The 24,618-nt window shown below is 61.3% G+C and carries 16 protein-coding genes; 14 read left to right on the top strand and 2 right to left on the bottom strand.

Going from position 1 to position 24,618, the window contains the following annotated elements; genetic code table 11:
- Positions 1 to 7: 7 nt before the first annotated feature.
- The 14 genes from ACYSTU_RS18145 (at position 8) to ACYSTU_RS18080 (ending at position 18,921) form a co-directional block, all read left to right on the top strand.
- Positions 8 to 961 (top strand): D-2-hydroxyacid dehydrogenase family protein, encoded by a 954-nt coding sequence (locus ACYSTU_RS18145; protein ID WP_499000588.1) that lies wholly within the window; start codon positions 8 to 10, stop codon positions 959 to 961.
- Positions 962 to 1,552: 591 nt separating this feature from the next.
- Positions 1,553 to 3,139 carry a glycogen synthase GlgA gene (gene glgA, locus ACYSTU_RS18140; RefSeq protein ID WP_016774645.1) on the top strand — a complete coding sequence of 529 codons (1,587 nt, stop codon included), beginning with the start codon at positions 1,553 to 1,555 and terminating at the stop codon, positions 3,137 to 3,139.
- A gap of 17 nt (positions 3,140 to 3,156) precedes the next feature.
- Positions 3,157 to 4,959 (top strand): malto-oligosyltrehalose trehalohydrolase, encoded by a 1,803-nt coding sequence (gene treZ, locus ACYSTU_RS18135; protein ID WP_122612248.1) that lies wholly within the window; start codon positions 3,157 to 3,159, stop codon positions 4,957 to 4,959.
- Entirely contained in the window at positions 4,956 to 7,034 is a 2,079-nt protein-coding gene (malQ, locus tag ACYSTU_RS18130) for a 4-alpha-glucanotransferase (protein ID WP_499000584.1), read from the top strand. The genes treZ and malQ overlap by 4 nt, the downstream gene beginning before the upstream one ends.
- Positions 7,031 to 9,805, top strand: a complete 2,775-nt coding sequence (locus ACYSTU_RS18125) for a malto-oligosyltrehalose synthase (RefSeq protein ID WP_499000581.1) — start codon at positions 7,031 to 7,033, stop codon at positions 9,803 to 9,805. Before malQ ends, ACYSTU_RS18125 begins: the two co-directional genes overlap by 4 nt.
- Positions 9,806 to 9,826: 21 nt before the next feature.
- The gene (locus tag ACYSTU_RS18120) at positions 9,827 to 10,165 is read left to right on the top strand and encodes a DUF2934 domain-containing protein (RefSeq protein ID WP_122507289.1); all 339 of its coding nucleotides are present in this window, start codon (positions 9,827 to 9,829) and stop codon (positions 10,163 to 10,165) included.
- Between the two features lie 239 nt (positions 10,166 to 10,404).
- Positions 10,405 to 12,564, top strand: a complete 2,160-nt coding sequence (gene glgX, locus ACYSTU_RS18115) for a glycogen debranching protein GlgX (RefSeq protein WP_499000578.1) — start codon at positions 10,405 to 10,407, stop codon at positions 12,562 to 12,564.
- 1 nt (position 12,565) lies between these two features.
- A complete protein-coding gene (locus ACYSTU_RS18110; RefSeq protein ID WP_024012877.1) occupies positions 12,566 to 13,564 on the top strand; it encodes an acyl-CoA dehydrogenase family protein in 999 nt (332 codons plus the stop codon).
- On the top strand, positions 13,561 to 14,319 hold the full coding sequence (locus tag ACYSTU_RS18105) for a PIG-L deacetylase family protein (protein WP_137213525.1): 759 nt from the start codon (positions 13,561 to 13,563) through the stop codon (positions 14,317 to 14,319). The genes ACYSTU_RS18110 and ACYSTU_RS18105 overlap by 4 nt, the downstream gene beginning before the upstream one ends.
- Entirely contained in the window at positions 14,316 to 14,915 is a 600-nt protein-coding gene (locus tag ACYSTU_RS18100) for a class I SAM-dependent DNA methyltransferase (protein ID WP_223631368.1), read from the top strand. Before ACYSTU_RS18105 ends, ACYSTU_RS18100 begins: the two co-directional genes overlap by 4 nt.
- Positions 14,912 to 15,571: a glycosyltransferase family 2 protein gene (locus tag ACYSTU_RS18095; protein WP_499000573.1), complete on the top strand. Its 660-nt coding sequence runs from the start codon at positions 14,912 to 14,914 to the stop codon at positions 15,569 to 15,571. Before ACYSTU_RS18100 ends, ACYSTU_RS18095 begins: the two co-directional genes overlap by 4 nt.
- A 178-nt stretch (positions 15,572 to 15,749) precedes the next feature.
- A complete protein-coding gene (locus tag ACYSTU_RS18090) occupies positions 15,750 to 16,508 on the top strand; it encodes a PIG-L deacetylase family protein (protein ID WP_016774638.1) in 759 nt (252 codons plus the stop codon).
- A gap of 198 nt (positions 16,509 to 16,706) precedes the next feature.
- Positions 16,707 to 17,489, top strand: coding sequence for an endonuclease/exonuclease/phosphatase family protein (locus ACYSTU_RS18085; RefSeq protein WP_016774637.1), 783 nt, complete (start codon positions 16,707 to 16,709; stop codon positions 17,487 to 17,489).
- A gap of 379 nt (positions 17,490 to 17,868) precedes the next feature.
- Positions 17,869 to 18,921 (top strand): autotransporter domain-containing protein, encoded by a 1,053-nt coding sequence (locus ACYSTU_RS18080; RefSeq protein ID WP_499000571.1) that lies wholly within the window; start codon positions 17,869 to 17,871, stop codon positions 18,919 to 18,921.
- A 116-nt stretch (positions 18,922 to 19,037) separates the two neighbouring features.
- Here the strand turns inward: ACYSTU_RS18080 and glgB are convergent, their stop codons facing one another.
- A complete protein-coding gene (gene glgB / locus ACYSTU_RS18075; RefSeq protein ID WP_016774635.1) occupies positions 19,038 to 21,269 on the bottom strand; it encodes a 1,4-alpha-glucan branching protein GlgB in 2,232 nt (743 codons plus the stop codon).
- 2 nt (positions 21,270 to 21,271) lie between these two features.
- Positions 21,272 to 24,613 (bottom strand): maltose alpha-D-glucosyltransferase, encoded by a 3,342-nt coding sequence (gene treS, locus ACYSTU_RS18070; RefSeq protein ID WP_499000569.1) that lies wholly within the window; start codon positions 24,611 to 24,613, stop codon positions 21,272 to 21,274.
- Positions 24,614 to 24,618 lie beyond the last annotated feature (5 nt).

The following is a 24,618-nucleotide window of genomic DNA, read 5'->3' as shown; positions in this document are numbered from 1 at the left end:
CAAGCCGATGACGGTGCAGATTGCAGTGATCGATGACTGGCAGGACGTGGCCCGCGACGTGGTCGACTGGTCCGTGCTGGAGAGCATCGGTGAAGTGACCTTTGTGCATGATTACCCGGCCGACAACGCGACACTGGCCGAGCGCCTCGGCCAGTACGAGGTGATCTGCGTCATGCGCGAACGCACGCGTTTCGACGCCGACTTGCTCGGACGCTTGCCCAATCTGAAGTTGCTGGTCACCGGCGGCATGCGCAATGCGGCGCTGGACATGCCGGCCGCTGCAGCGCTGGGCATCAAGGTCTGCGGCACCGACAGTTACAAACATGCCGCACCGGAACTGACCTGGGCGCTGATCATGGCGGCCACCCGTGATCTGGTGAAGGAAGCCAATGCCTTGCGCGTCGGCCAGTGGCAACAGGGCCTCGGCGGCGATCTGCATGGCAAGACCCTGGGAATCCTGGGTTTGGGCAGCATCGGCCAGCGGGTCGCGCAGTTCGGCCAGGTGTTCGGCATGCGGGTGATCGTCTGGAGCGAGAACCTCACCGCCGAACGCGCCGAACAGGCCGGCGTGACGTATGTCAGCAAGCAGCAATTGTTCGAGCAGGCCGACGTGCTGTCGGTGCATCTGGTGCTCAGCGAACGCAGTCGCGGTCTGGTCGATGCCCAGGCGCTGGAGTGGATGAAACCGAGCGCGCTGCTGGTCAACACTGCTCGCGGGCCGATCGTCGATGAAGCGGCGTTGATCAAGGCGCTACAGAAACGGCGCATTGCCGGGGCGGCGCTGGACGTGTTCGAGCAAGAGCCTTTGCCGGCCCTGCACCCGTTTCGCACGCTGGACAATGTCCTGGCTACCCCCCATGTGGGCTATGTCAGTCGGCAGAATTACGAACAGTTCTTCCGGCAGATGATCGAGGATATTCAGGGTTGGGCAGCTGGGGAGCCGGTGCGTCTGTTGAATTGAGTCCATCACTTTAAAGTTGAGTTGCTTCAACCGCCCTCTTCGCGAGCAGGCTCGCTCCCACAGGTTGTACGCGTCCCATTGTGGGAGCGAGCCTGCTCGCGAAGGGGTCATTTCAGATACCACGCTGAAATACCTTCGCACCACAACGGTGCAACCCGCCCATCCCCTAGCACAAAACCGTGACTACCCAGTCACCATTTTGGCCCGCTCCGACCGAAAAACATGCCCTTCGTCGGAGCGTTTCCGCTTCTGAACCCTCGCTTACATCCCGACACAACCGATTGTCGAACAATTTACCCATTTGCCCCGACCCGCTCTAGGATCTGGCCTAGACTCATTTTTCAGTGGCCAAACCACTCGGTCATACCGACGAAAAAAAGTCGAAACTTTTGCTTCACGCCACAGGTCATCAGAACAACTGGGCGAAAGCGACTGGTGTAATCCTTGCAACGGCCTCACCACCCATTCTGCTTGCGCGTGTTGGGTCAGCATTTTGCTCACCGATGCGTGGCGCCTTTGCGCCCGGCCACAGGACTTGGCCACGAAACAGCTTGTTCGAGACAAGAATCAGATCACACACGGGAGATACATATGATCAGTGCGGCATTGGATATTCAGGGAGAGCGTGCTCACCAGTCGCTTGGAGAATCGAGCACCATCAGTGTTCCCGGCAGCCGACAGATCAACGTACCCGGCACCAAGACGCTTGCTCCGGTAGCAAGCCAGAATCCCAACAAGAAAAAAGTGTTGTTCGTGACTTCGGAAATCGCCGATCTGGTCAAGACCGGCGGCCTCGGTGACGTCTCCGCCGCCCTGCCCCGGGCCATGGCCCATCTGCATGATGTGCGGGTGCTGATCCCCGGTTATCCGCAGGTGGTGCACAGCGAAAACCCGATTCACATTATCGGCGAGCTGGGTGGCCACGCTGCGCTGCCACCTTGCAAGATCGGACGCATGGACATGCCCGATGGCCTGGTGATCTACGTGTTGATCTGCCCTGAACTCTACGAGCGTGAAGGTGGCCCTTACGGCGCCAACAACGGTCGCGACTGGCCGGACAACCATATCCGTTTCGCCCGTCTCGGCCTGGCCGCTGCCGATATCGCCGCCAATCTTGCGCAAATTCACTGGCGCCCGGATCTGGTGCACGCCCATGACTGGCCGGCTGGCCTCGCGCCCGCTTACATGCACTGGCGCGGGCAGCGCACGCCGACCCTATTCACCATTCACAACCTTGCCTACCAGGGCGTGACCAGCCTTGGTTCCTGCCCGGAGCTGGGGATTCCCACCCATGCCCTGCAACAGGAAGGCATGGAGTTCTACGGCAAGATGTCGTTCCTCAAGGCCGGCATGGCCTATTCGAGCCACATCACCACCGTCAGCGCGACGTATGCTCAGGAAATCACCACCCCGGACTTCGGCTGTGGCCTCGACGGATTCCTTGCCGCCAAGACCCAGCAAGGCCTGCTCAGCGGCATCCCGAACGGCATCGACGAGAGCTGGGATTCGGCGACCGACCCGCACCTGTTCGCCCCGTTCGCCATCGGCGACTGGGAAGGCAAAGCGGTCAACGCCGCCCACGTCCGTGAGCTGTTCGGCCTGAATGACTCTACCGGCCCACTGTTCGCCGTGGTTTCGCGCCTGGTCTATCAGAAAGGTCTCGACCTCACCGAAGCGGTGTCCGAGTTCATCGTGCAGAACGGTGGTCAGATCGCAATCATTGGTCGCGGCGAGCCGGAAGAAGAGCAAGCCATGCGCGAATTGGCTCTGCGCTTCCCAGGCCAGATCGGCGTGCGCATCGGCTTCAACGAGACCGATGCCCGACGCATGTTCGCCGGCAGCGATTTCCTGCTGATGCCTTCGCGTTACGAGCCTTGCGGCCTGAGCCAGATGTACGCCCAGCGTTTCGGCTCGTTGCCGGTCGCGCGCAACACCGGCGGTCTGGCCGACACCATTGAAAACGGCGTCACCGGTTTCCTCTTCGATGAGTCCACCGTTGATAGCTACAAGGAAGCCCTGAGCCGCGCGTTCAAGGTCTTCGCCTTCCCGGAACTGCTCAATGCCATGCGCTGCCGGGCCATGGCTGCACCGTTCAACTGGAGCAAAGCGGTTGAACCGTACGCCGAACTTTACGAACAACTGGTCGCCAAGGCGTTGGGTAAAGCCAGCCACAAATAACCAGGGAGTTGCAGAAAATGCCGTCAAGGACCCAAGAAACCTGGCCCCACGGCGCGATCATGCTGGATGCCGAGCACACGCAATTTGCGTTGTGGGCGCCTGACGCGTTCTACGTCAGTGTGGAACTGGAAGATGGAAAATCGTTGCCCATGCTGCCTCAGGGCGACGGTTGGTTTGTAATCAAGGCCAATTGTCCGGCGGGCAGTCGCTACCGTTACTGCATCGATGGCGAACTGGAGGTGCCGGACCCGGCCTCCAGAGCGCAGGATGGTGACCTCGACCGCCACAGTGTGGTGGTCGATCCGCATGCCTACCAATGGCGGCACACGACCTGGAATGGTCGGCCGTGGAGTGAAGCGGTGATTTACGAGCTTCACGTCGGTGCGCTCGGTGGTTTTGCCGAAGTCGAACAGCATCTGGCGCGGCTGGTCGCGCTGGGCATCACCGCCATCGAATTGATGCCGCTGGCGCAATTCCCCGGCGATCGCAACTGGGGCTACGACGGAGTGCTGCCCTATGCACCGCAAGCCTCCTACGGCACACCGGAACAACTCAAACACCTGATCGACACCGCCCACGGCCATGGCCTGGCGGTGATTCTTGACGTCGTCTACAACCACTTCGGTCCCGACGGCAACTATCTGCATCGTTACGCCAAAGGCTTTTTCCGCGAGGACAAGCACACGCCCTGGGGCGCGGCGATCGATTTCCGCCGTCCGGAAGTGCGCGAGTTCTTCATTGAAAACGCGCTGATGTGGCTGCTCGAATACCGTTTCGACGGTTTGCGCCTGGACGCGGTGCACGCGATTGAAGACCCAGATTTCCTCAGCGATCTGGCCCGACGCATTCGCCAGCAGATCGACCCGACCCGGCACGTCTGGTTGACCGTCGAGAACGAGCTGAACCAGTCGAGTCTGCTGGAAAACGATTACGACGCGCAGTGGAACGATGACGGTCATAACGCCCTGCACGTGCTGCTGACCGGCGAAACCGACGCCTACTACGCCGACTATGCCGCGCAACCCACCGAGCAATTGGTGCGCTGCCTGAGTCAGGGCTTCGTGTTCCAGGGCCACATCACTCGCCATGGCGAACCTCGCGGCGAGCCGAGCGAACATCTGCCCTCCACTGCTTTCGTGCTGTTCCTGCAGAACCATGACCAGATCGGCAACCGTGCCTTTGGCGAACGCCTGCATCAGCTCGCCGACCCCCGTGCGGTACAAGCGGCGACGGTGTTGTTGCTGCTGTCGCCGATGATTCCACTGATGTTCATGGGCGACGAGTTTGCCGCCGAGCAACCGTTCCTGTTTTTCACCAGTCACCACGGTGAACTGGCGGAACTGGTGCGTGAAGGTCGGCGCAACGAGTTCGCCGCATTCAGTGCCTTTACCGATCCGCACAAGCGCGAACAGATCCCCGATCCGAATGCCGAAAGCACTTTCCACGCTTCGCAGCCGCGATTGTCCGGCAGCGGCACGCCATTGCAACAGCAGACCCAAGAGCTCTATCGGCAACTGCTCAAGTTGCGGCACCAATACATCATTCCCAACCTCTCCGGGACCCAGGCTCTGGGCGCGCAGATGCTCGGCTATGGCGCGGTCAGCGCACGCTGGCGACTGGGCAACGGCAGTGAGCTGCGAATTGACCTGAACCTCAGTGACACGCCAGTGGTCAACCCTGCACAGACCGATACCGAGTGGCTGTTTCAACAGCCAGCCGCGATCGAACTGTCGGACCCGAACCAACTGCCGGCGTACACCGCGCTCGTCAGCCTCACGGCCGCACCCGTTATGCACCCCCTGGATGGAGAGCGCCTATGAGCGATGCGCAACTAGAAATACTCGCCAGTCGAGCCGGCCTTGCCGTCGACTGGATCGACGCCAACGGGCGTCAGCAAAAAGTCGCTCCTGCTGTGTTGCGCAATGTCCTGATCGGACTCGGCCACCCCGCCAGCACCGCGCAAGAAATCGATGCCAGCCTGCTGGATTTGCAAGAAGTCCAGCAAGACCGCCATTTGCCGCCCCTGCTGACCTGCGACGTGGGCGTTGCCCTCGACCTGAGTCGCTATTTCTCACCGGAAACCCCCTGCGAAATCCATCTTGAAGACGGCTCGCAGATGAACCTGAAGCTGGACAACGAAGCCATGTTGCCCGGCTTGATTCCGGTCGGTTACCAGCAAGTGCATATCGCCGATCAGTATTTCACGCTCGCCGTGGCGCCTGAACGCTGCTTCAGCGTCGCCGATGCGGTCGATAGCCCGATTCCGCGGGCCTGGGGTCTGAGCGCCCAGTTGTATTCGCTACGCCGTCCGGGTGACGGTGGTTTTGGCGACACCCAGGCGCTGGAGGAACTGGTTCGTGTAGCGGGCGAACGTGGCGCCGATGCGCTGGCGATCAGTCCGATGCACGCGATGTTCAGCGCCGACAATGGCCGCTATAGCCCTTATTCGCCTTCCAGCCGCTTGTTTCTCAATTCACTGTATGCCGCGCCGGGGAGCATTCTCGGGGAACGCGCGTTGCGTGATGCAACTGATGCCAGCGGCCTGGCCGCGCAGTTCGAGCAGCTGGAAAATCTCAAGCTGATCGACTGGCCGACCGCTGCCGAAGCAAAGCAGAAGCTGCTGCAAGCCTTGTATGACGGTTTCGTCGCTGGTGAGCATCCGCTGCACGCCGACTTCGCCAGTTTTCGTCACGCCGGTGGCGAAGCGCTGGAGAACCATTGCCGCTTTGAAGCGATTCAGGAAATGCGCGCCGCCCGTGGCGAAAGTCTCGACTGGCGCGAATGGCCGGAACACTGGCACGACCCGCGCGGTGCGGCGCTGGGCGCGTTTGCCGAGGAATATGCCGAGCGCATCGGTTATTTCGCCTTCTGCCAATGGCTGATCCATCGCTGCCTCGAACGCGCCCAAACTGCCGCGCGCAGTGCCGGCATGGGCATCGGTCTGATCGCCGACCTCGCCGTCGGCGCTGACGGTGCCGGCAGTCAGGCCTGGAGTTTTCAGGATGAATTGCTCGCCTCGCTGACCGTGGGCGCGCCGCCGGACATCCTCAATCGCAGCGGCCAGGGTTGGGGCATTTCCGCGTTCTCGCCGGAAGGGCTGATCCGCAACGGTTTCCGCGCCTTCATCGACATGCTGCGCGCCAACTTCGCCCACGCCGGTGGCTTGCGTATCGACCATGTCATGGGCCTGCAACGCCTGTGGGTGATTCCCAACGGCGCCGCTCCGGCCGATGGAGCCTATCTGTATTACCCGTTCGACGACATGTTGCGCCTGCTGACCCTGGAATCCCATCGGCATCAGGCCATTGTGCTCGGTGAAGACCTCGGCACGGTACCGGAAGGCCTGCGGGAAAAACTCGCCGCGCGTTCGATTCTGGGCATGCGCGTATTGTTGTTCGAACAGGACAACACCCGCTTCAAACCGATTCTCGACTGGCCGGATGATGCCCTGGCGACCACCAGCACCCATGACCTGCCGACGCTCAACGGTTGGTGGCATGGCCGCGATATCGACTGGAACGCACGACTTGGGCTGGTCGATGCCAATGGCGAAATCGACTGGCGTCGGCATCGCGAGCGTGAACGCGAAGGCCTGCGCGATGCACTGCGCCAGGATCCGCAGAACTTCCGCGAAGAGTCCCACGAAGCCGATCAAGTGGTCGATGCCAGTGTGCGTTTCCTCGGCCACACCCGCGCGCCGCTGGTGCTGCTGCCGCTGGAAGATGCCTTGGGTATCGATGAACAGCCGAATCTGCCTGGCACCACCGATTCACATCCGAACTGGTCGCGACGTTTGCCCGGTCCCAGCGAAGCGTTGCTGGACGGCCCCGATGCCGCCCGCCGCCTGGAACTGCTGGCCTGCGCGCGCCTTCAAGCCTCTGAGCGTGACCAATGAATCAACAGCAAATCCAGCCACTGCGCGCCACCTTGCGCCTGCAATTTCATAAAGGTTTTACCCTCGAACAAGCGGTGCCACTGGTGCCGTACTTTGCCCGCCTCGGCATCAGCCATATCTACGCCTCGCCCCTGTTGGCGGCGCGCGCCGGTTCCATGCATGGCTACGACGTGGTCGACCCTACCCAGGTCAACCCTGAGCTGGGCGGCGAGCCGGCATTGCGCCAACTGGTCAGCACCCTGCGCGAACACAACATGGGCCTGATCCTCGATATCGTTTCCAACCACATGGCCGTGGGCGGCAATGACAACCCATGGTGGCTCGACTTGCTGGAATGGGGACGCCTGAGCCCGTACGGCGAGTTCTTCGACATTCAGTGGCACTCGCCGGACCCGTTGATGGAAGGCCAGTTGCTGCTGCCGTTCCTTGGCAGTGATTACGGCGTGGCGTTGCAGGAAGGCACGCTGAAGCTGAAATTCAACGGGCAGACCGGGACTTTTTACGTTGAGCACTACGACCACCACTTCCCGATCTGCCCAAACAATTACGGTGAACTGCTCAAGTCAGACGACACGCTGAAGTCTCTGGCAGATCGCTTCAGCACACTCAGCTACCAGACCGACGCACATTCGCTGGCGATGCCGCTCAAGCAGGAGTTGCGCGAGCTGGCGAGCGATCCGCGTGTTCTGGCGACTATCGAAGGCAACCTCGCACAGTACGATTCCACCACCGAGGAAGGCTTCCACAAGCTCCACGAGTTACTGGAACGGCAGAGTTATCGCCTGGCCAGTTGGCGCACGGCGGCGGACGACATCAACTGGCGCCGCTTCTTCGACATCAACGAGCTTGGCGGCCTGCGCGTCGAGCGTCCGGCGGTATTCGAAGCGACCCACGGCAAAATCTTCCAATTGGTCGAAGAAGGTCTGGTCGACGGCTTGCGCATCGACCACATCGACGGCCTCGCCGACCCGCGTGGCTACTGCCGCAAATTGCGCCGTCGCCTTGATCACTTGGCGCCGGGACGTCACCTGCCCATCTATGTCGAGAAGATCCTCGGCGAGGGCGAAACCCTGCGCCGCGACTGGAGCGTCGACGGCACCACCGGTTACGAGTTCATGAACCAGCTGTCGTTGCTGCAACACGACCCGGACGGCGAACATGTCCTCGGAGAACTCTGGCAGCGCCGCACCGAGCGCCCGGCAGCGTTCATTGAAGAAGCGCAACTGGCCCGCCAGCAGATCCTCAACGGCTCGCTGGCCAGCGACTTCGAAAGTGTCGCGCAGGCCCTGCATCAAGTCGCACGGGATGACTTGATGACCCGCGACCTGACCTTGGGCGCGATTCGCCGCGTGCTGCATGCGCTGATCGTGCACTTCCCGGTTTATCGCACTTACATCAGCGCCATGGGCCGGTCCGAGCAGGACGAAGCGATTTTCCAGCACGCCATGGACGGTGCGCGGCAAACCCTCAGCGAAGCCGACTGGCCAGTGCTCGACTCGGTCGCCAGCTGGCTCGGCGGCACGCCTTGGCGCCGCAAGCCACGGGGGCGCTCGCGCAAGATCCTCAAGCATGCCTGCGTGCGTTTCCAGCAACTGACTTCGCCGGCAGCTGCCAAAGCCGTGGAAGACACCGCGCTGTATCGTTCGGCGGTGCTGCTGTCGCGCAATGATGTCGGTTACAACACCGAGCAGTTCAGCGCGCCGGTCAGCGAGTTCCACGAAGTCAATCAACAGCGCATGGCCGAGTTTCCTGACAACCTGCTGGCGACTGCCACCCATGACCATAAGCGCGGCGAAGACACCCGCGCCCGGTTGGCCGTACTCAGCGAGCGCAGCCATTGGTACGCCGATCAGGTCGAACTGTGGCGCGCCCTCGCCCGCCCGGTGCGCATCGAAGATGACGCGCCTTCCGCTGGCGACGAACTCATCCTCTATCAGGCATTGCTCGGCAGTTGGCCGCTGGACCTGCAGGACGATGACCAGGCCGGTTTCGCCGATTACGCCAAGCGCATCTGGCAGTGGCAACAGAAAGCCCTACGCGAAGCCAAGCTGCAAAGCAGCTGGAGCGCGCCGAACGAAGCGTATGAAAACGCGGCCCAGGCTTTCACTGAGAAGCTGCTGACCGGTGAAGAAGGCGAGTTGCTGCGTGCGGCGCTGAGCAAGACCGTCAACAGCATCGCCGCTGCCGGCGCGCTCAACGGGCTGGCGCAAACCTTGCTGCGCATGACCGTGCCGGGTGTGCCGGATCTGTACCAGGGCAACGAGTACTGGGATTTCAGTCTGGTGGACCCGGACAACCGTCGGCCGGTGGATTACGCCGCCCGCGAGCAAGCGTTGCAGGCATCTGTGCCGGGTACCGAACTGCTCAAGGACTGGCGTGACGGGCGCATCAAACAGGCGCTGATCAGTGAGGTGTTGAACCTGCGCAAGGAACACAGCGAGCTGTTCCGTCGTGGCGATTACCAGCCATTGGAAGTACTGGGCAGTCAGGCGCACAACGTCTTGGCATTCGCGCGTGAACACGAAGGCGTGCGGGCCATCGTGGTAGTGCCGGTGCGTTGCGCGACGTTGCTGGAAAACAGTGCCATGCCGCAGGTCGATGCGCTGCGCTGGGGCGATACGCGGGTGGTTTTACCGTCTGCCGCTTCGGATGCAAACCTGAAGGGACTTTTTGCAAGCAGCGTAGTCACACAAAACAGGGAGCTGAATGTCAGCGAAGCGCTGGGGGATGTCCCGGTCAATCTCTTTATCCAACACTTAACACAAGCATGAGTTCAGTTCAGGAGCATTGCGATGAGCACCGACGATAAACGCATTCGCGAATTCGCCTATCAGATCTGGGAGTCGGAAGGGAAACCTGAAGGCCACGAAGAACGTCATTGGGAAATGGCGCGCAAGCTGGCCGAGGCCGAAGCGCTGGCACCCAAGAAGCCACCGAAAGCGGCGGGCAGCAAAGTGGCTGGCAAGACTACAGCCGCAGCAGCGAAAAGCACCGACGGCAAGGCTCCGGCAGCCGCCAAAGCCAAACCGGCAGCGAAAGCCAAGCCGGCGGCCACGCCCAAAGTAGTCCCGCCGGGCGAAAAGGCTGCCGAGAAAAAGCCGCGAGCAGCGAAGAAGCCTCCGGCGAACTGACCCGATCCATTTTTGAACTGAATGACTGTGTGGCGAGCATGCTCGCCACAAGGGGTTCTTGCGCCCTGAAGAAAGTCCCTTATTGGGAAAAACACACAACCCTGTGGGAGCGAGCCTGCTCGTGAAAGCGCTAGGTCAGTTGGTGAAAATGTCGAATGTACCGACGCTTTCGCGAGCAGGCTCGCTCCCACAAGGAAATCTCATTGCCTGAACTGTCCCGTTTTTTTGCAGGAGCAATCATGACCCGTCCAAAGAAAGCCGAACCCGCTGCGCACACCGAGCCGTCGAGAATCAGGGAAGGCCTGCCCTTCCCGCTCGGTGCGACCTGGGATGGTCTGGGGGTGAACTTTGCTCTGTTTTCCGCCAACGCCACCAAGGTCGAGCTGTGCATTTTCGACGATGCCGGCGAGGTCGAACTCGAACGCATCGAGCTGCCGGAATACACCGATGAGATCTACCACGGCTACCTGCCGGATGCGCACCCTGGCTTGATCTACGGCTACCGCGTTTATGGTCCTTATGACCCGGCCAATGGTCACCGCTTCAACCACAACAAACTGCTGATCGACCCGTACGCCAAGCAATTGGTCGGCGAACTGAAATGGTCGGAGGCGCTGTTCGGCTACACCATCGGCCACCCCGACGCCGACCTCAGTTTCGACGAGCGTGACAGCGCGCCATTCGTGCCCAAGTGCAAGGTCATCGACCCGGCGCACACCTGGGGCAACGACCATCGCGTCAGCGTGCCGTGGGACAAGACCATCATCTATGAAACCCACGTGCGCGGCATCAGCATGCGTCACCCGTCGGTGCCGGAAAACCTGCGTGGCACTTTCGGCGGTCTGATGGTTGACGACGTGCTCGAGCACATTCGCAAGCTCGGTGTTTCGTCTGTCGAACTGCTGCCGATCCATGCCTTCGTCAACGATCAGCATCTGCTGCAAAAGGGCATGACCAACTACTGGGGCTACAACAGCATTGCGTTCTTCGCCCCGGACCCGCGTTATCTGGCCAGTGGCAAGATTGCCGAATTCAAGGAAATGGTCGCGCACCTGCACGATGCCAACCTCGAAGTGATTCTCGACGTGGTCTACAACCACACCGCCGAAGGCAACGAGCAAGGCCCGACCCTGTCGATGCGCGGTATCGACAACGCCTCGTATTACCGCTTGATGCCCGACGACAAGCGCTACTACATCAACGATTCCGGCACCGGTAACACCCTGGACCTGAGTCACCCGTGCGTCCTGCAAATGGTCACCGACTCCCTGCGCTACTGGGCCAGCGAGATGCACGTCGACGGTTTCCGCTTCGACCTCGCAACCATTCTTGGCCGTTACCACGATGGTTTCGACGAGCGCCACAGCTTCCTCGTCGCCTGCCGTCAGGACCCGGTGCTGCGTCAGGTGAAGATGATCGCTGAGCCGTGGGACTGCGGTCCCGGCGGTTATCAGGTCGGCAACTTTCCGCCGGGCTGGGTTGAGTGGAACGACAAGTTCCGCGACACCGTGCGTGCGTTCTGGAAAGGTGACGACGCTCAGCTTGCCGATTTCGCCAGCCGCATGACCGCTTCCGGCGAGATGTTCAACCAGCGCGGGCGCCGGCCGTATTCGTCGGTGAACTTCATCACCGCCCACGACGGTTTCACCCTTAACGATCTGGTCTCGTACAACGACAAGCACAACGAAGCCAACGACGAGAACAACCAGGACGGCAGTAACAACAACCTGTCGTGGAACCACGGCGTCGAAGGTCCGACCGACGATCCGGAAATCAACGCTTTGCGCCATCGGCAGATGCGCAACTTCTTCGCCACCCTGCTGCTGGCCCAGGGCACACCGATGATCGTTGCCGGTGACGAGTTCGCCCGCACCCAGGACGGCAACAACAACGCCTATTGCCAGGACAGCGAGATCGGCTGGGTCAATTGGGATCTGAGCGAGGACGGCAAGGCCCTGCTCAAGTTCGTCAAACGCCTGATCAAGCTGCGCCTGACTTATCCGATCCTGCGTCGCGGACGCTTCCTGGTCGGCGAGTACAACGAAGACATCGGCGTCAAGGACGTGACCTGGCTGGCACCGGACGCCACCGAGATGACCACCGAGCACTGGCACGATGCGCACAACCGCTGCCTCGGCATGCTGCTCGACGGACGCGCGCAGGAAACCGGCATCCGCCGCAAAGGTGCCGACGCGACCCTGTTGCTGGTGGTCAACGCACACCACGACATCGTCAACTTCACCCTGCCGGAAGTGCCGGACGGCGGCTTCTGGACCTGCATGATCGACACCAATCAGCCGTCGATTCGCGGCCAGGAGCGCTTTGAATTCGGCCATGAATATTCGGTGACCGGGCGTTCGTTGCTGCTGTTCGAACTGCAACGTGACGAAGAAGATTGATATGGACTTTCAACATTATCTGGCCCGCCGTCCGCCAGATTACGCCGACACCAACGCCCTCGGCCGTTGCCTGCGGGCAATGGTCGAGGCCGGCCTCGACCGCTTGCCGTTACCCGGCAGCGGTCACACGCTGGAGCGCTTTCAGCGTCTCTCGGAAGTCGGTGGACACGATTTAGGCCTGTGCAAACTCTATGAGGGCCACACCGACGCGCTGGCGATCATCGAGCAATTGGGCGGTACGCCAACCCCGGGCAGCACGTGGGGCATGTGGGCCGCCGAACCGCCGCAGGCGCGGGTGAAAGTCACGCCGGCCGGGCATATGGTGACGCTGAACGGGCGCAAGGCCTGGTGCTCTGGCGCTGCGGTGCTCAGCCACGCCTTGCTTACCGCATGGGACGCGGACGGTCAGCAGCAATTGGTTGCAGTCGCACTCGATCAACCTGGCGTGACCATCACCGATCAAGGCTGGCAAGCGGTGGGCATGGCGGCCACCGGCAGCGTTGAAGTGCTGTTCGACAACGCCGAAGCGCAGGCCATCGGCAACCCCGGTGATTACCTGCAACGGCCGGGTTTCTGGCAAGGCGGGATCGGTATCGCGGCTTGCTGGTATGGCGCTTCACGGCGGATTGCCGAAGGGCTGCGTCAGCATTGCGCGCAACGCGATGAACCGCACGCCCTCGCCCATCTCGGTGCGACTGACACAGCACTGCAAGCGGCAGCCGATGTGTTGCGCTTCAGCGCGCTGCAAATCGATGCGCAGCCCGAGGCCGACGCTGAATTGCTCGCCCGCCGCGCCCGCGCCGTGGTTGAACAGTCTGCCGAACAGGTGATGCGTGAAGTCGGTCGTGCGTTGGGTGCCGGGCCGTTTTGTCAGGATCGGCATTTCGCCCGGTTGAGTGCCGACCTGCCGGTGTTTCTGCGCCAGAGTCACGCTGAACGCGACCTTGCTGCACTGGGCCAGCAGATTGCTGGTCAGTCCTGCGAGGTCTGGGCGTTATGAAAGCCAATCCGATCGTTGGCCAGGGCACTTCATTGCAGCAATGGCAGGCTTCGCGGCGTCTGGCCGAGCTGCCGGCCATCGACATTCTTGACTTGGTACCGCTGGGCTCGCGAGCGGTGATCATCGCGCCGCACCCGGATGACGAAGTGCTCGGTTGCGGCGGCATCATGCAGTTGCTGGCGGCAGCCGGACGGCCGTTGCAGTTGATCTCGGTTACCGATGGCAGCGCCAGTCACCCCGGCTCGCAGCGCTGGACAGTCGAGCGTTTGAGCGTGGTGCGCCCGCAGGAGTCTGCCGAAGCCTTGCGGCGCCTCGGTCTGCCGATGCATAGCCTGAAATGGCTGCGCGGAGGTTTTACCGATACGCAAGTGGCGGCGCAGGAAACCGAGTTGAGCGAATTCATCGCCGGTTATCTGCATGCCAGTGATGTGGTTTTCACTACCTGGCGCCAGGACGGTCACAGCGATCACGAGGCCGTCGGCCGCGCCAGTGTCGAAGCGGCGCGACGCGTTGGTGCGACCTGCCATGAACTTCCGGTCTGGACATGGCACTGGGCAACCCCGGAAGACGCCACGGTGCCATGGGAGCGGGCGCGCAAGATCCTCCTTTCACCGACGCACATCGCACGAAAACGCCACGCAGCGCACGCGTTCGCCAGCCAGTTGGAAGGCGACCGCGACGTCGGCCTCGGGCCGGTGCTCGCGCCCTATGTGCTCGATCGTTTGCTGCAACCTTTTGAAGTGGTGTTCCTGTGAGCGTCGATGACCGCTATTTCGACGGCCTGTTCGCGGGCAATGACGACCCATGGGCGTTCCGCCAGCGCTGGTACGAACAGCGCAAGCGCGCGATCACCCTCGCCGCCCTGCCCCGTCCGCGCTACCGGGCAGTATTCGAGCCGGGTTGCGCCAACGGCGAACTGAGTGCAGAGCTGGCTCCGCGCTGCGACCGCCTGTTGTGCTGCGACACGGCGAGCGCGGCGGTGAAGCTGGCGCGTACGCGCTTGAGTGTGTTCGAGCATGCCGAAGTTCGTCAGGGCCGCCTTCCGGCTGACTGGCCGGAGGAAAAATTCGACCTGATCGTATTCAGCGAAGTCGGCTACTACCTCGACGAAAAAGATCTGACAGAAATGATCCGCCGGATCAGTGAGTCACTGACCGCCGACGGCCAATTGCTGGCCTGCCACTGGCGCCCGCCGATCGAGGGCTGTCCGTTGAATGCGCGTCAGGTCCACGATCAGATCCACGATCAGTTGGCTTTGCCGCGTCTGGTGCTGCATCAGGAAGCGGATTTCATTCTTGAACTGTGGAGCCGCGAGCCACGCTCGGTGGCGGCCCTGGAGGGCTTGCGTTGATCGGTATCGTGATTCCGGCGCACAACGAAGAGGCGCTGCTTGATGAATGCCTGCGTGCAGCGTTGCGTGCCAGCCAGCATGCACAACTGGCCGGCGAGCCGGTGGAAATACTGGTCGTGCTCGACAGTTGCAGCGATGGCTCGGCGCAGATCGTCAGCGCTTATCCAGTGCTCAGCTTGCAGATCGATGCACGCAACGTTGGCGAAGCCCGCGCCACCGGTGCGCGCCTGCTGCTCGAGCGCGGTGCCCGCTGGATCGCCAGCACCGACGCCGACAGCCGCGTCGCCGATGACTGGCTGGCGGCGCAACTGGGGCTGGAGGCTGACGCAGTGTGCGGCACGGTAACGGTCGAACACTGGCACGAATCGATCGATGAGGCGGCGCAGATTCGCTATCACCGCCATTATCAGGCCCGTGAGGGGCATCGACACATTCACGGCGCCAACCTCGGTGTCAGCGCCGAGGCTTATCGTCTGGCCGGCGGTTTCAAGTCGCTGACCTGTGACGAGGATGTGCAACTGGTGCGTGCGCTGGAGCGCAGCGGCGCCAATATCGCCTGGAGTCACCGCCCGCAAGTGCATACCAGCGCCCGTCTCGACAGTCGGGCCAAGGGCGGGTTCGGTGATTTTCTGCGCAATCTGGCACAGCTGGAATAAAAAATTACGGATCAGATTGATCTGTGACGCGACGAATCGGCTGTCTTGAGCAATACTCTGCCTCGCAGTAATCCAAGGGTTGGAGCACTGCACCGTTGCTATTCATTTGCCTTCACGGGCCGCGATCAGCGTTGGCTGCTCACGACTGAGGGCGAGATACCACAAGGACGTCGCACTCATGAAATCGTCATTGCTCAACGAACACGGCCTGCCGGCACAGATCTGGAACAGCGCGCCGCAACTCGACAATATTCCCGTCATCAACACCCACAGCCTGGTACCCGCCGGCGCCCGCGCCGTGGTCATCGCCCCGCATCCGGGCGACGAAGTGGTCACTTGCGGCGGTCTGCTGCAATTGCTCTCCAGCCTTGGCCATCCCCTGCAATTGCTCTCGATTACCGATGGTAGCGCCAGCCACCCTGGCTCGCGGCAGTGGTCGGAACAGCGCCTGAGCGTATTCCGTCCGCAGGAAAGCGTCGAAGCCCTGCGCCGCCTCGGCCTGCCCATGCACAGCCTGAAGTGGGTGCGCGGCGGCTTTACTGACAATGCACTGAGTGATCAGCAAAGCCAGCTCACCGAGTTCATCGGCCGTTACCTGCGACCGGGCGACGTAGTGTTCAGTACCTGGCGCAAGGATGGCCCACCGGACCATGAAGTGGTTGGCCGGGCCAGTTTCGACGCGGCGCAGAAAGCCGGGGCGACCTACCACGATGTGCCGGTGTGGGCCTGGCACTGGCCGGAGCGCGAGCAGCAAATGATTCCCTGGGAACGCGCGCGCAAGCTGCGTCTCGACACCTGGACAGTCGCGCGCAAGAGCCACGCCACCCACGCTTACGCCAGCCAGCTCAAGGGCGAACCGGCCATCGGCATCGCCCCGCTGCTGCCACCGGTGCTGCTGGAGCGGATGCGCTTGCCGTATGAAATCGTCTTCTTCTGAACGGCGGAAGCTCAACATACCTGTGGGAGCGAGCCTGCTCGCGAAAGCGGTGTGTCATGTGTCAGATGTATTGAATGTGATGAAGTCTTCGCGAGCAGGCTCGCTCCCACATTGGCCCAGCAGTGAATCATCGTAAGGAACTGCCACCCCCTCAAACCAGTCGCATGAACAGGCATGGCCCAATTCAGAGGAGTGAACGTGTCCAGCGATCCCAAGCGTCAAGCGGTCGACGCGCCAGTCATTCATCGCCTGCGGGTACTCACGGTCAACACCCACAAGGGCTTCACCGCGCTGAATCGGCGGTTCGTTCTACCGGAGCTGCGCGAAGCGATGCGCAGTACCTCGGCCGATCTGGTGTTTCTGCAGGAAGTGGTGGGTGAGCACGAACGCCATTCCAGTCGCTACAACGACTGGCCGCAGACCTCGCAATACGAATTCCTCGCCGACAGCATGTGGAGCGATTTTGCCTACGGGCGCAACGCCGTTTACCCGGATGGCCACCACGGCAACGCGCTGCTGTCGAAATACCCGATCCGCGAATACCGCAACCTCGACGTGTCGATCACCGGGCCTGAACGGCGCGGGCTGTTGCACTGCATCCTTGATGTCCCCGGGCATGCCGAGGTGCATGCAATCTGTGTGCATTTGAGTCTGCTGGAAAGCCATCGACAATTGCAGTTGCAACTGCTCTGTCAGCTGCTTGAATCTCTACCCGACGATGCGCCAGTAATCATTGCCGGGGATTTCAATGACTGGCAGTTGCAAGGCAACGCCGCCCTCGCCCGTCGCGATTATCTGCACGAAGCCTTTGAGCGCCACCATGGGCGCCCGGCGAAAACCTATCCCGCGCGGTTTCCCTTGCTGAGGCTTGACCGGATCTACTTGCGCAATGCCAGCAGCCACGACCCACGCATCCTTGGCAACAAGCCGTGGACGCATCTTTCCGATCACCTCCCGCTGGCGGTCGAAGTGCATCTGTAAGGGCATTTTTGACAGCAATTAAATGACAGGCCTTCCCGGCAACTGACGCTCGGGAGGACCTTTCGTCGGCGGCAAAAAACCGTGAGCCACCTGCTTCGCAGGCGTTTTTCCATGCAAACAAACACTTAGTTATGTTCAGAAAAACAAACGCTTGCAAAGGCTGATTTAAGCGCGCCATTCATCGTGCATTTTCTTGACGCGCAGGCGTCACTCTTCTTATCTCTACCTTACTACCCCCGGAATCACTACTGGGGCTGACCTTCCGGCACTCGCGAAATCGAGCAGCCGCGGTTCGCCCCGCTCTATTCGGTCGCCCCTCGTTCGGGGTAGGAGAGACGCCAAACACGAGATGACGCATGCGCTTGCAAGGTAGACCTCCATGAAAACTTCACTGACCCCACACGAACTGAAAATCACCCTTTGCACAGTGTCAGGCTCACTGCTGCTGTGCTCGTCCATGGAGGCGCATGCGGGATCTGCGGCGGATGAACCCGCGTGGTATCGCGCCGACGTACCGGTGCTGACCCTGCCAGTAACCGTGATAACACCCGGACCACTGCCATTGAGTCAGCAGAGTTCGCGCCTGATCACTGAGGATCTTGCCCCATCTGCCTGGGACGAGCTGTACGGCAAAAGCGCTCGGCAAGCACAGACCGACGCACTTTCATCCGGTTATGCGATGGCCGCTGGCGAGTTCAAAGGTCCGGCCGTGGTCACGTTGAAAAGCGCTAACGGGACTACTCAGACCCTTGGTCTTATAGGTGGCGACAATCAGGTCCAGCTGAATGCCGATGGTGCGCTGACCCGACGTGCCCTCGCCGACCGCAACACTGACAGCCTCAACCTGCAAGGCCAGAGCCTCGGCGCCTATTACAGTCTGGTGGGTGCGCAAGGCTGGCACGTCGACCTGTCGGCCAGCGGCGGTCGGGTCAGCGGTTTCAGTCGCACTGCGCAAGGCAATCGGCAAGCCACCGAAGGCAATGCGATGACCTTTTCCGTCGAAGGCGGTTACCCGATCGGCTTGAGTGAAAACTGGGTGGTCGAGCCGCAGGCACAACTGATCAACCAGCGCATCAGTCTCGACGCTCCGTACGCCGGCTCGGGCAATGCCTCTTCCATCGACCTGACCGCGTGGAGTGGCCGCGTCGGTGCGCGGTTGAAAGGCAGTTATGACTTGAACGGGTTGCCTGTCGAACCCTACGTGCGCACCAACCTTTGGCACACCGTTTACACCGGCAGCACGGTGACGCTCGATCAGGTCGACAAGATCAGCAGCAGCCGCAAGTCTTCAACAGTGGAATTGGGTTTGGGTCTGGTGGCGCGGGTCACACCGGCGGTAAGCCTGTACATGAGCGCCGATTACAGCAGCGATGTGGATGAAAATGACTTGAACGGCATCATCGGCAGCCTCGGCGTGCGGATGCGTTGGTGATCTGCTGAACGCTGAAGAACCTTGTGGGAGCGAGCCTGCTCGCGAAAACGGTGCCACCCTCAACATCATTGTTGACTGACATGGCGCCTTCGCGAGCAGGCTCGCTCCCACAGCTGCTAGCCCTGCGGCTTGAGAATCAACACCGCCAACGGCGGAAGATTCAGTTCCAGCGACAACGATTGACCATGACTCGGTACTTCATCGGTCAATGCCCCGCCACCATTGCCATAGTTGGAGCCGGCGTAAATGTCGGCGTCACTGTTGAACAGCTCGGTCCAGCGCCCGGCAAACGGCACGCCGACGCGATACGACTGGCGCGGTACCGGTGTGAAGTTGGCAACCACCAGCACTGGCGAGCCGTCCTTACTCCAGCGCAACCACGCGTAAACGCTGTTGATCGCATCATCGCCAATCAACCACTGGAAGCCTTGCGGCGCGTCGTCCTGATCGTGCAGCGCCGGCTCTTCGCGATACAGCCGGTTGAGATCGCCAACCAGTTTCTGCACACCTTTGTGCTCGGAGTACTGCAGCAGGTACCAGTCCAGTTGCTGATCGTGGTTCCACTCGCGCCACTGGCCAAACTCGCAGCCCATGAACAACAGCTTCTTGCCCGGATGCGTCCACATGAAGCTCAGATAGGCGCGCAGGTTGGCGAACTTCTGCCAGCGGTCGCCGGGCATCTTGTCGATCAGCGAGTGCTTGCCGTGCACCACTTCGTCGTGGGAAATCGGCAGGATGAAGCGTTCCGACCAGGCATAGACCAGACCAAAGCTCAACTCGTTGTGGTGATGGGCGCGGTACACCGGGTCCTGCTGGATGTAGTGCAGCGAGTCGTGCATCCAGCCCATGTTCCACTTATAGGAAAAGCCCAGGCCGCCCTGCTGGGTGCTCTGGCTGACGCCCGGCCATGCGGTGGATTCTTCGGCAATCACCAGCGCACCCGGCGCTTCCAGTTCAACCACGTCGTTCAAATGACGCAGGAAGTCGATGGCCTCCAGGTTCTCGCGACCGCCGTGGCGGTTCGGCACCCATTCGCCAGCCTTGCGCGAATAATCGCGATACAGCATCGAGGCCACCGCATCGACACGCAGGCCGTCGATATGGAAGTGTTTCAGCCAGTGCAGCGCCGAGGCCAGCATGTAACCGTGCACTTCGGTGCGACCGAGGTTGTAGATCAGCGTGTCCCAATCCTGATGGAAGCCTTCCAGCGGATTGCCGTACTCGTACAGCGCGGTGCCGTCGAACTGCGCCAAGCCATGGGTATCGGTGGGGAAATGCGCCGGCACCCAATCGAGAATCACACCGATGTCGGCCTGGTGACAGGCATTGACGAACGCGGCGAACTGATCCGGTGTGCCGTAACGTGCGCTCGGCGCGAACTGCGAAAGCAACTGGTAACCCCAGGAACCACCGAACGGGTGCTCCATGATCGGCATCAATTCGATGTGGGTGAATCCCAGCTCTTTCACATAAGGAATCAGCCGCTCGGCCAGTTCCGGCCAGGTGTACTGGCGCGCGACTTCGCCGAGATCATCCAGCTCGCACTGCCAGGAGCCGGCGTGCAACTCGTAGATCGACAAAGGTTTGGAGCGCTGCTGGCGATCCTGACGGGAATTCATCCACTCGTGATCCTGCCAGTCGATTTGCAACGGCGAGGCGACTTTCGAGGCGGTATCCGGCGGCAGGCTGGTAGCCAGCGCCATCGGGTCGGCCTTGAGCGGCAGAATGCCGTGAGCGCCGAGGATTTCGTACTTGTACAATTCCCCCGCTTGCAGGCGAGGGATGAACAACTCCCACACGCCCGAAGGATGGCGCAGGCGCATCGGGTGACGACGACCGTCCCAGACGTTGAAATCGCCAACCACCGAGACACGGCGGGCATTCGGTGCCCACACGGCAAAGCGCACACCGTCGACACCATCGACGGTTTTCAGCTGCGCACCGAGGCAAGCGCTGAGGTCACGGTGATTGCCTTCGGCGAACAGATACAAATCCATTTCGCCCAGCAGCTGGCCAAAGCTGTACGGATCTTCGGCGACCTGCTCGCCACCGGCCCAGCGCGTGCGCAACAGGTACGGTCGCGCCTGATCGAAATGGCCGACAAACAACCCCGGCGTCTCGGTCATCTCCAGCGGGCCAAGCTCTTCGCCGCTGTCCTTGTCCAGCACCGCCACACTCAGCGCACCCGGCAGATAAGCGCGGATGAATTGCCCACCAGCGCCATCGCCGTGCGGGCCGAGAATGGAAAACGGGTCCTGATGTTCGGCGCGTACTAAGGCATCAATGTCGCGTGCCGAGGGTAACAATGCTTCCTTTACCACACCCTGTTCCTTGTTCGAGAAACTCATGACTACTCTCCACCAAGATCGGAAAAGGGTTTAAGCCCTGTCAATAATCCATACAAGCCGTGCAATGGCACCGGCAGCCACGTTGGGCGGTTTTCCGCCTCGTAGGCCACTTCATAAGCGGCTTTTTCCAGGCCGAACAACGCCAGCGCGGCGTCGGCACCCTGAGGATCCTGCCAGGCATGCTCAAGACTAGCTGCTGCCTCGCGGTATGCCTGGACAAATGCCTCGCGTGCTTCGCGCAGATAACGCTCGGCGACACGTTTACGCGCCGCTTCGGCTTCGACGCTGTTGTCGACGTTGTGCACATTGATGGTCATCGCCGCTGCGTAATCGAACGAACGCAGTACGCCGCTGACATCCTTGTACGGGCTGTGCTTGCCGCGACGCTCACTCAACGGCCGCGCCGGTTCGCCCTCGAAGTCGATCAAGTAGGCATCGCCCTTGATCACCAGCACCTGACCCAAATGCAAGTCGCCATGCACCCGGATGCGCAAGCCGCCAGTGGCTTTCTTCGCCAGATCCTGCACATGGGCAAGAATGGTTTTCTTCTCGTCGAGCAGATGCTTGACCAGTTTCTGGTCCGCCGCGTTCAACTCGCCTAGATGCTGCTTGAGCAGTTTCAAGGCATGTTCGACCTGGGCAGTGACATCCTTGGCCGTCGTGGCCATGTCCTTGCTCGACGACACCTGCGGTGCAAAGTCCGCGTTGTCGGTTGGCGCAGCGAGCACCTGATGCATCTCGCCCAGACGTTGGCCGAGCATGCCGGCGAAGTCCTTCAGCTCGCCGAGCGCGTTGTAATGCTGCTCCTGCTCGGACATGGCGTCGGCCAGTTCATCGCGCAACGCCCGTTCGAGGTTGTTCTGCGTCCATTCCCACGCGTCGCCCTGATTGCTCAGATAGCCCTGAGCGATCATCAGCAAGTTGTCTTCACCCTGCGCGTCGCGGCGAATCACCGAACCCAGCAGTGGCGAGATATTGGCAAACCCGGCCTCGGTCAGGTAAGCGCTCATCTCCAGTTCCGGGTGTACGCCAGAAGCCACTTTGCGTATCAGCTTAAGCACCAGGCTGTTACCGACAACCACGGAGCTGTTCGATTGCTCGGCCGACAGGTAGCGCACATCCGACTCGGCGCCGAGGCCGAGCTTTTCCAGATGATCTGTCTGTTCGAAGCGGATTTCGCCTTCGATCGACTCCAGGACGGTGTTGTTCTGCATACCTTGCAGAACGGCGCGGACGAAGGTTTCCAGACTGAACGCATCGGTAATCAGGCCGACCTGACGCACACGGCGTACACGCGATAGCGCCAATTGCTGCGGCAACGGCGGGCCGACATGGTCTTCGCCAATGAAGCCGAACGGCAGTTGATAACGGTTGGTCTGGCCACCGCTGGTGACTTCGATTTCGCTGAGAAGCACCGGATGCAGGGCATCACCGAAACGCACGCCGTAAGCCAGATTGACCTTCTCGATCGCCGCGTCCTTGCCGGCGAACCAGCGACGGTTCTGCAGCCAGCTCGGCAGAATGCTTTGCTCCAGCGTCGTACGCGACGGTGCTTCGAGCAGCTCTTCCATGCGTTTTTTCAGCACCAGCGTGGTGAAGTCCGGCAGGCTCTGCGCCGGCTCGACGTGCCAGCTCGGCATCTGGTTCTCCGCTGCCAGCGCGAACCAATAGAAGCCGTACGGCGCCAGGGTCAAGAGGAAATTCAACTGACCGATCGGCGGGAACGCGTTACCGCCGAGCATTTCCACCGGCACCATGCCGACGTACGCCGACAGATCCAGCTCCACCGCTTGCGCACTGCGCGAGACGTTGGCCACGCACAGGATGATTTCGTGCTTGCCATCGACATCGGTGTATTCGCGGGTATAAGCCAGCACGCGACGGTTGGCCGGCGAGAGCATTTTCAACGTGCCACGGCCGAACGCTTTCGATTGCTTGCGCACGGCCAGCAGGCGCCGCGTCCAGTTCAACAGCGAATGCGGATCGCCGGACTGGGTTTCGACGTTGACCGACTGATAGCCATACTGCGGGTCCATGATCGGCGGCAGTACCAGACTGGCCGGATCGGCGCGGGAGAAACCGCCGTTGCGGTCGATCGACCACTGCATCGGCGTACGCACGCCATCGCGGTCGCCGAGGTAGATGTTGTCGCCCATACCGATTTCGTCGCCGTAATACAGGGTCGGCGTGCCGGGCATCGACAGCAGCAGGCTGTTGAGCAGTTCGATGCGGCGACGGTCGCGTTCCATCAACGGTGCGAGACGACGGCGAATACCGAGGTTGATCCGCGCGCGACGGTCAGCCGCGTAATAATTCCACAGGTAATCGCGCTCACGGTCGGTGACCATTTCCAGGGTCAGCTCATCGTGGTTGCGCAGGAAAATCGCCCACTGGCAATTCGCCGGAATTTCCGGGGTCTGCCGGAGAATGTCGGTGATCGGGAAGCGATCTTCCTGCGCCAGCGCCATGTACATGCGCGGCATCAGCGGGAAGTGGAAGGCCATGTGGCATTCGTCGCCATTGACGCCAGCGGCATCGGTGTCACCGAAATACAGCTGAGTGTCTTCCGGCCACTGATTGGCTTCGGCCAGCAGCATGCGGTCGGGGTAGTTGGCGTCGATCTCGGCACGGATCTGCTTGAGGACATCGTGGGTCTCGGGCAGGTTTTCGTTGTTGGTGCCGTCGCGCTCGATCAGGTACGGAATCGCGTCAAGGCGCAGGCCGTCGATGCCCATGTCCAGCCAGTAGCGCATCACCGACAACACGGCTTTCATCACTTGCGGGTTATCGAAGTTCAGATCCGGCTGGTGCGAGTAGAAGCGGTGCCAGAAGTACTGACCGGCGACCGGGTCCCAGGTCCAGTTGGACTTCTCGGTGTCGAGGAAGATGATCCGCGTGCCGTCGTATTTCTGGTCGTCATCGGACCAGACGTAGAAATCCCGCGCCGCCGAACCCGGCTTGGCTTTACGCGCACGCTGAAACCACGGGTGCTGGTCGGAGGTGTGGTTGATGACCAGTTCGGTAATCACCCGCAGACCGCGCTTGTGCGCTTCGGCAATGAAGCGCTTGGCGTCGGCCATGGTCCCGTAGTCGCTGTGCACGCCACGGTATTCGGCGATGTCGTAGCCGTCGTCGCGACGTGGCGAGGGGTAGAACGGCAGCAGCCAGATGGTGTTGACGCCGAGGTCGGCAATGTAATCGAGTTTGGCGATAAGCCCGGGAAAGTCGCCGATCCCGTCATTGTTGGAGTCGAAAAACGATTTGACGTGAACCTGATAGATCACCGCGTCCTTGTACCAGAGCGGGTCTTTGATGAAGGCGGCTGCCTTGGGTTTCTTCGCCATGTGGA

The sequence above is a fragment of the Pseudomonas glycinis genome (assembly GCF_054871425.1).
This window is presented reverse-complemented; position numbering and strand designations above follow the sequence as displayed.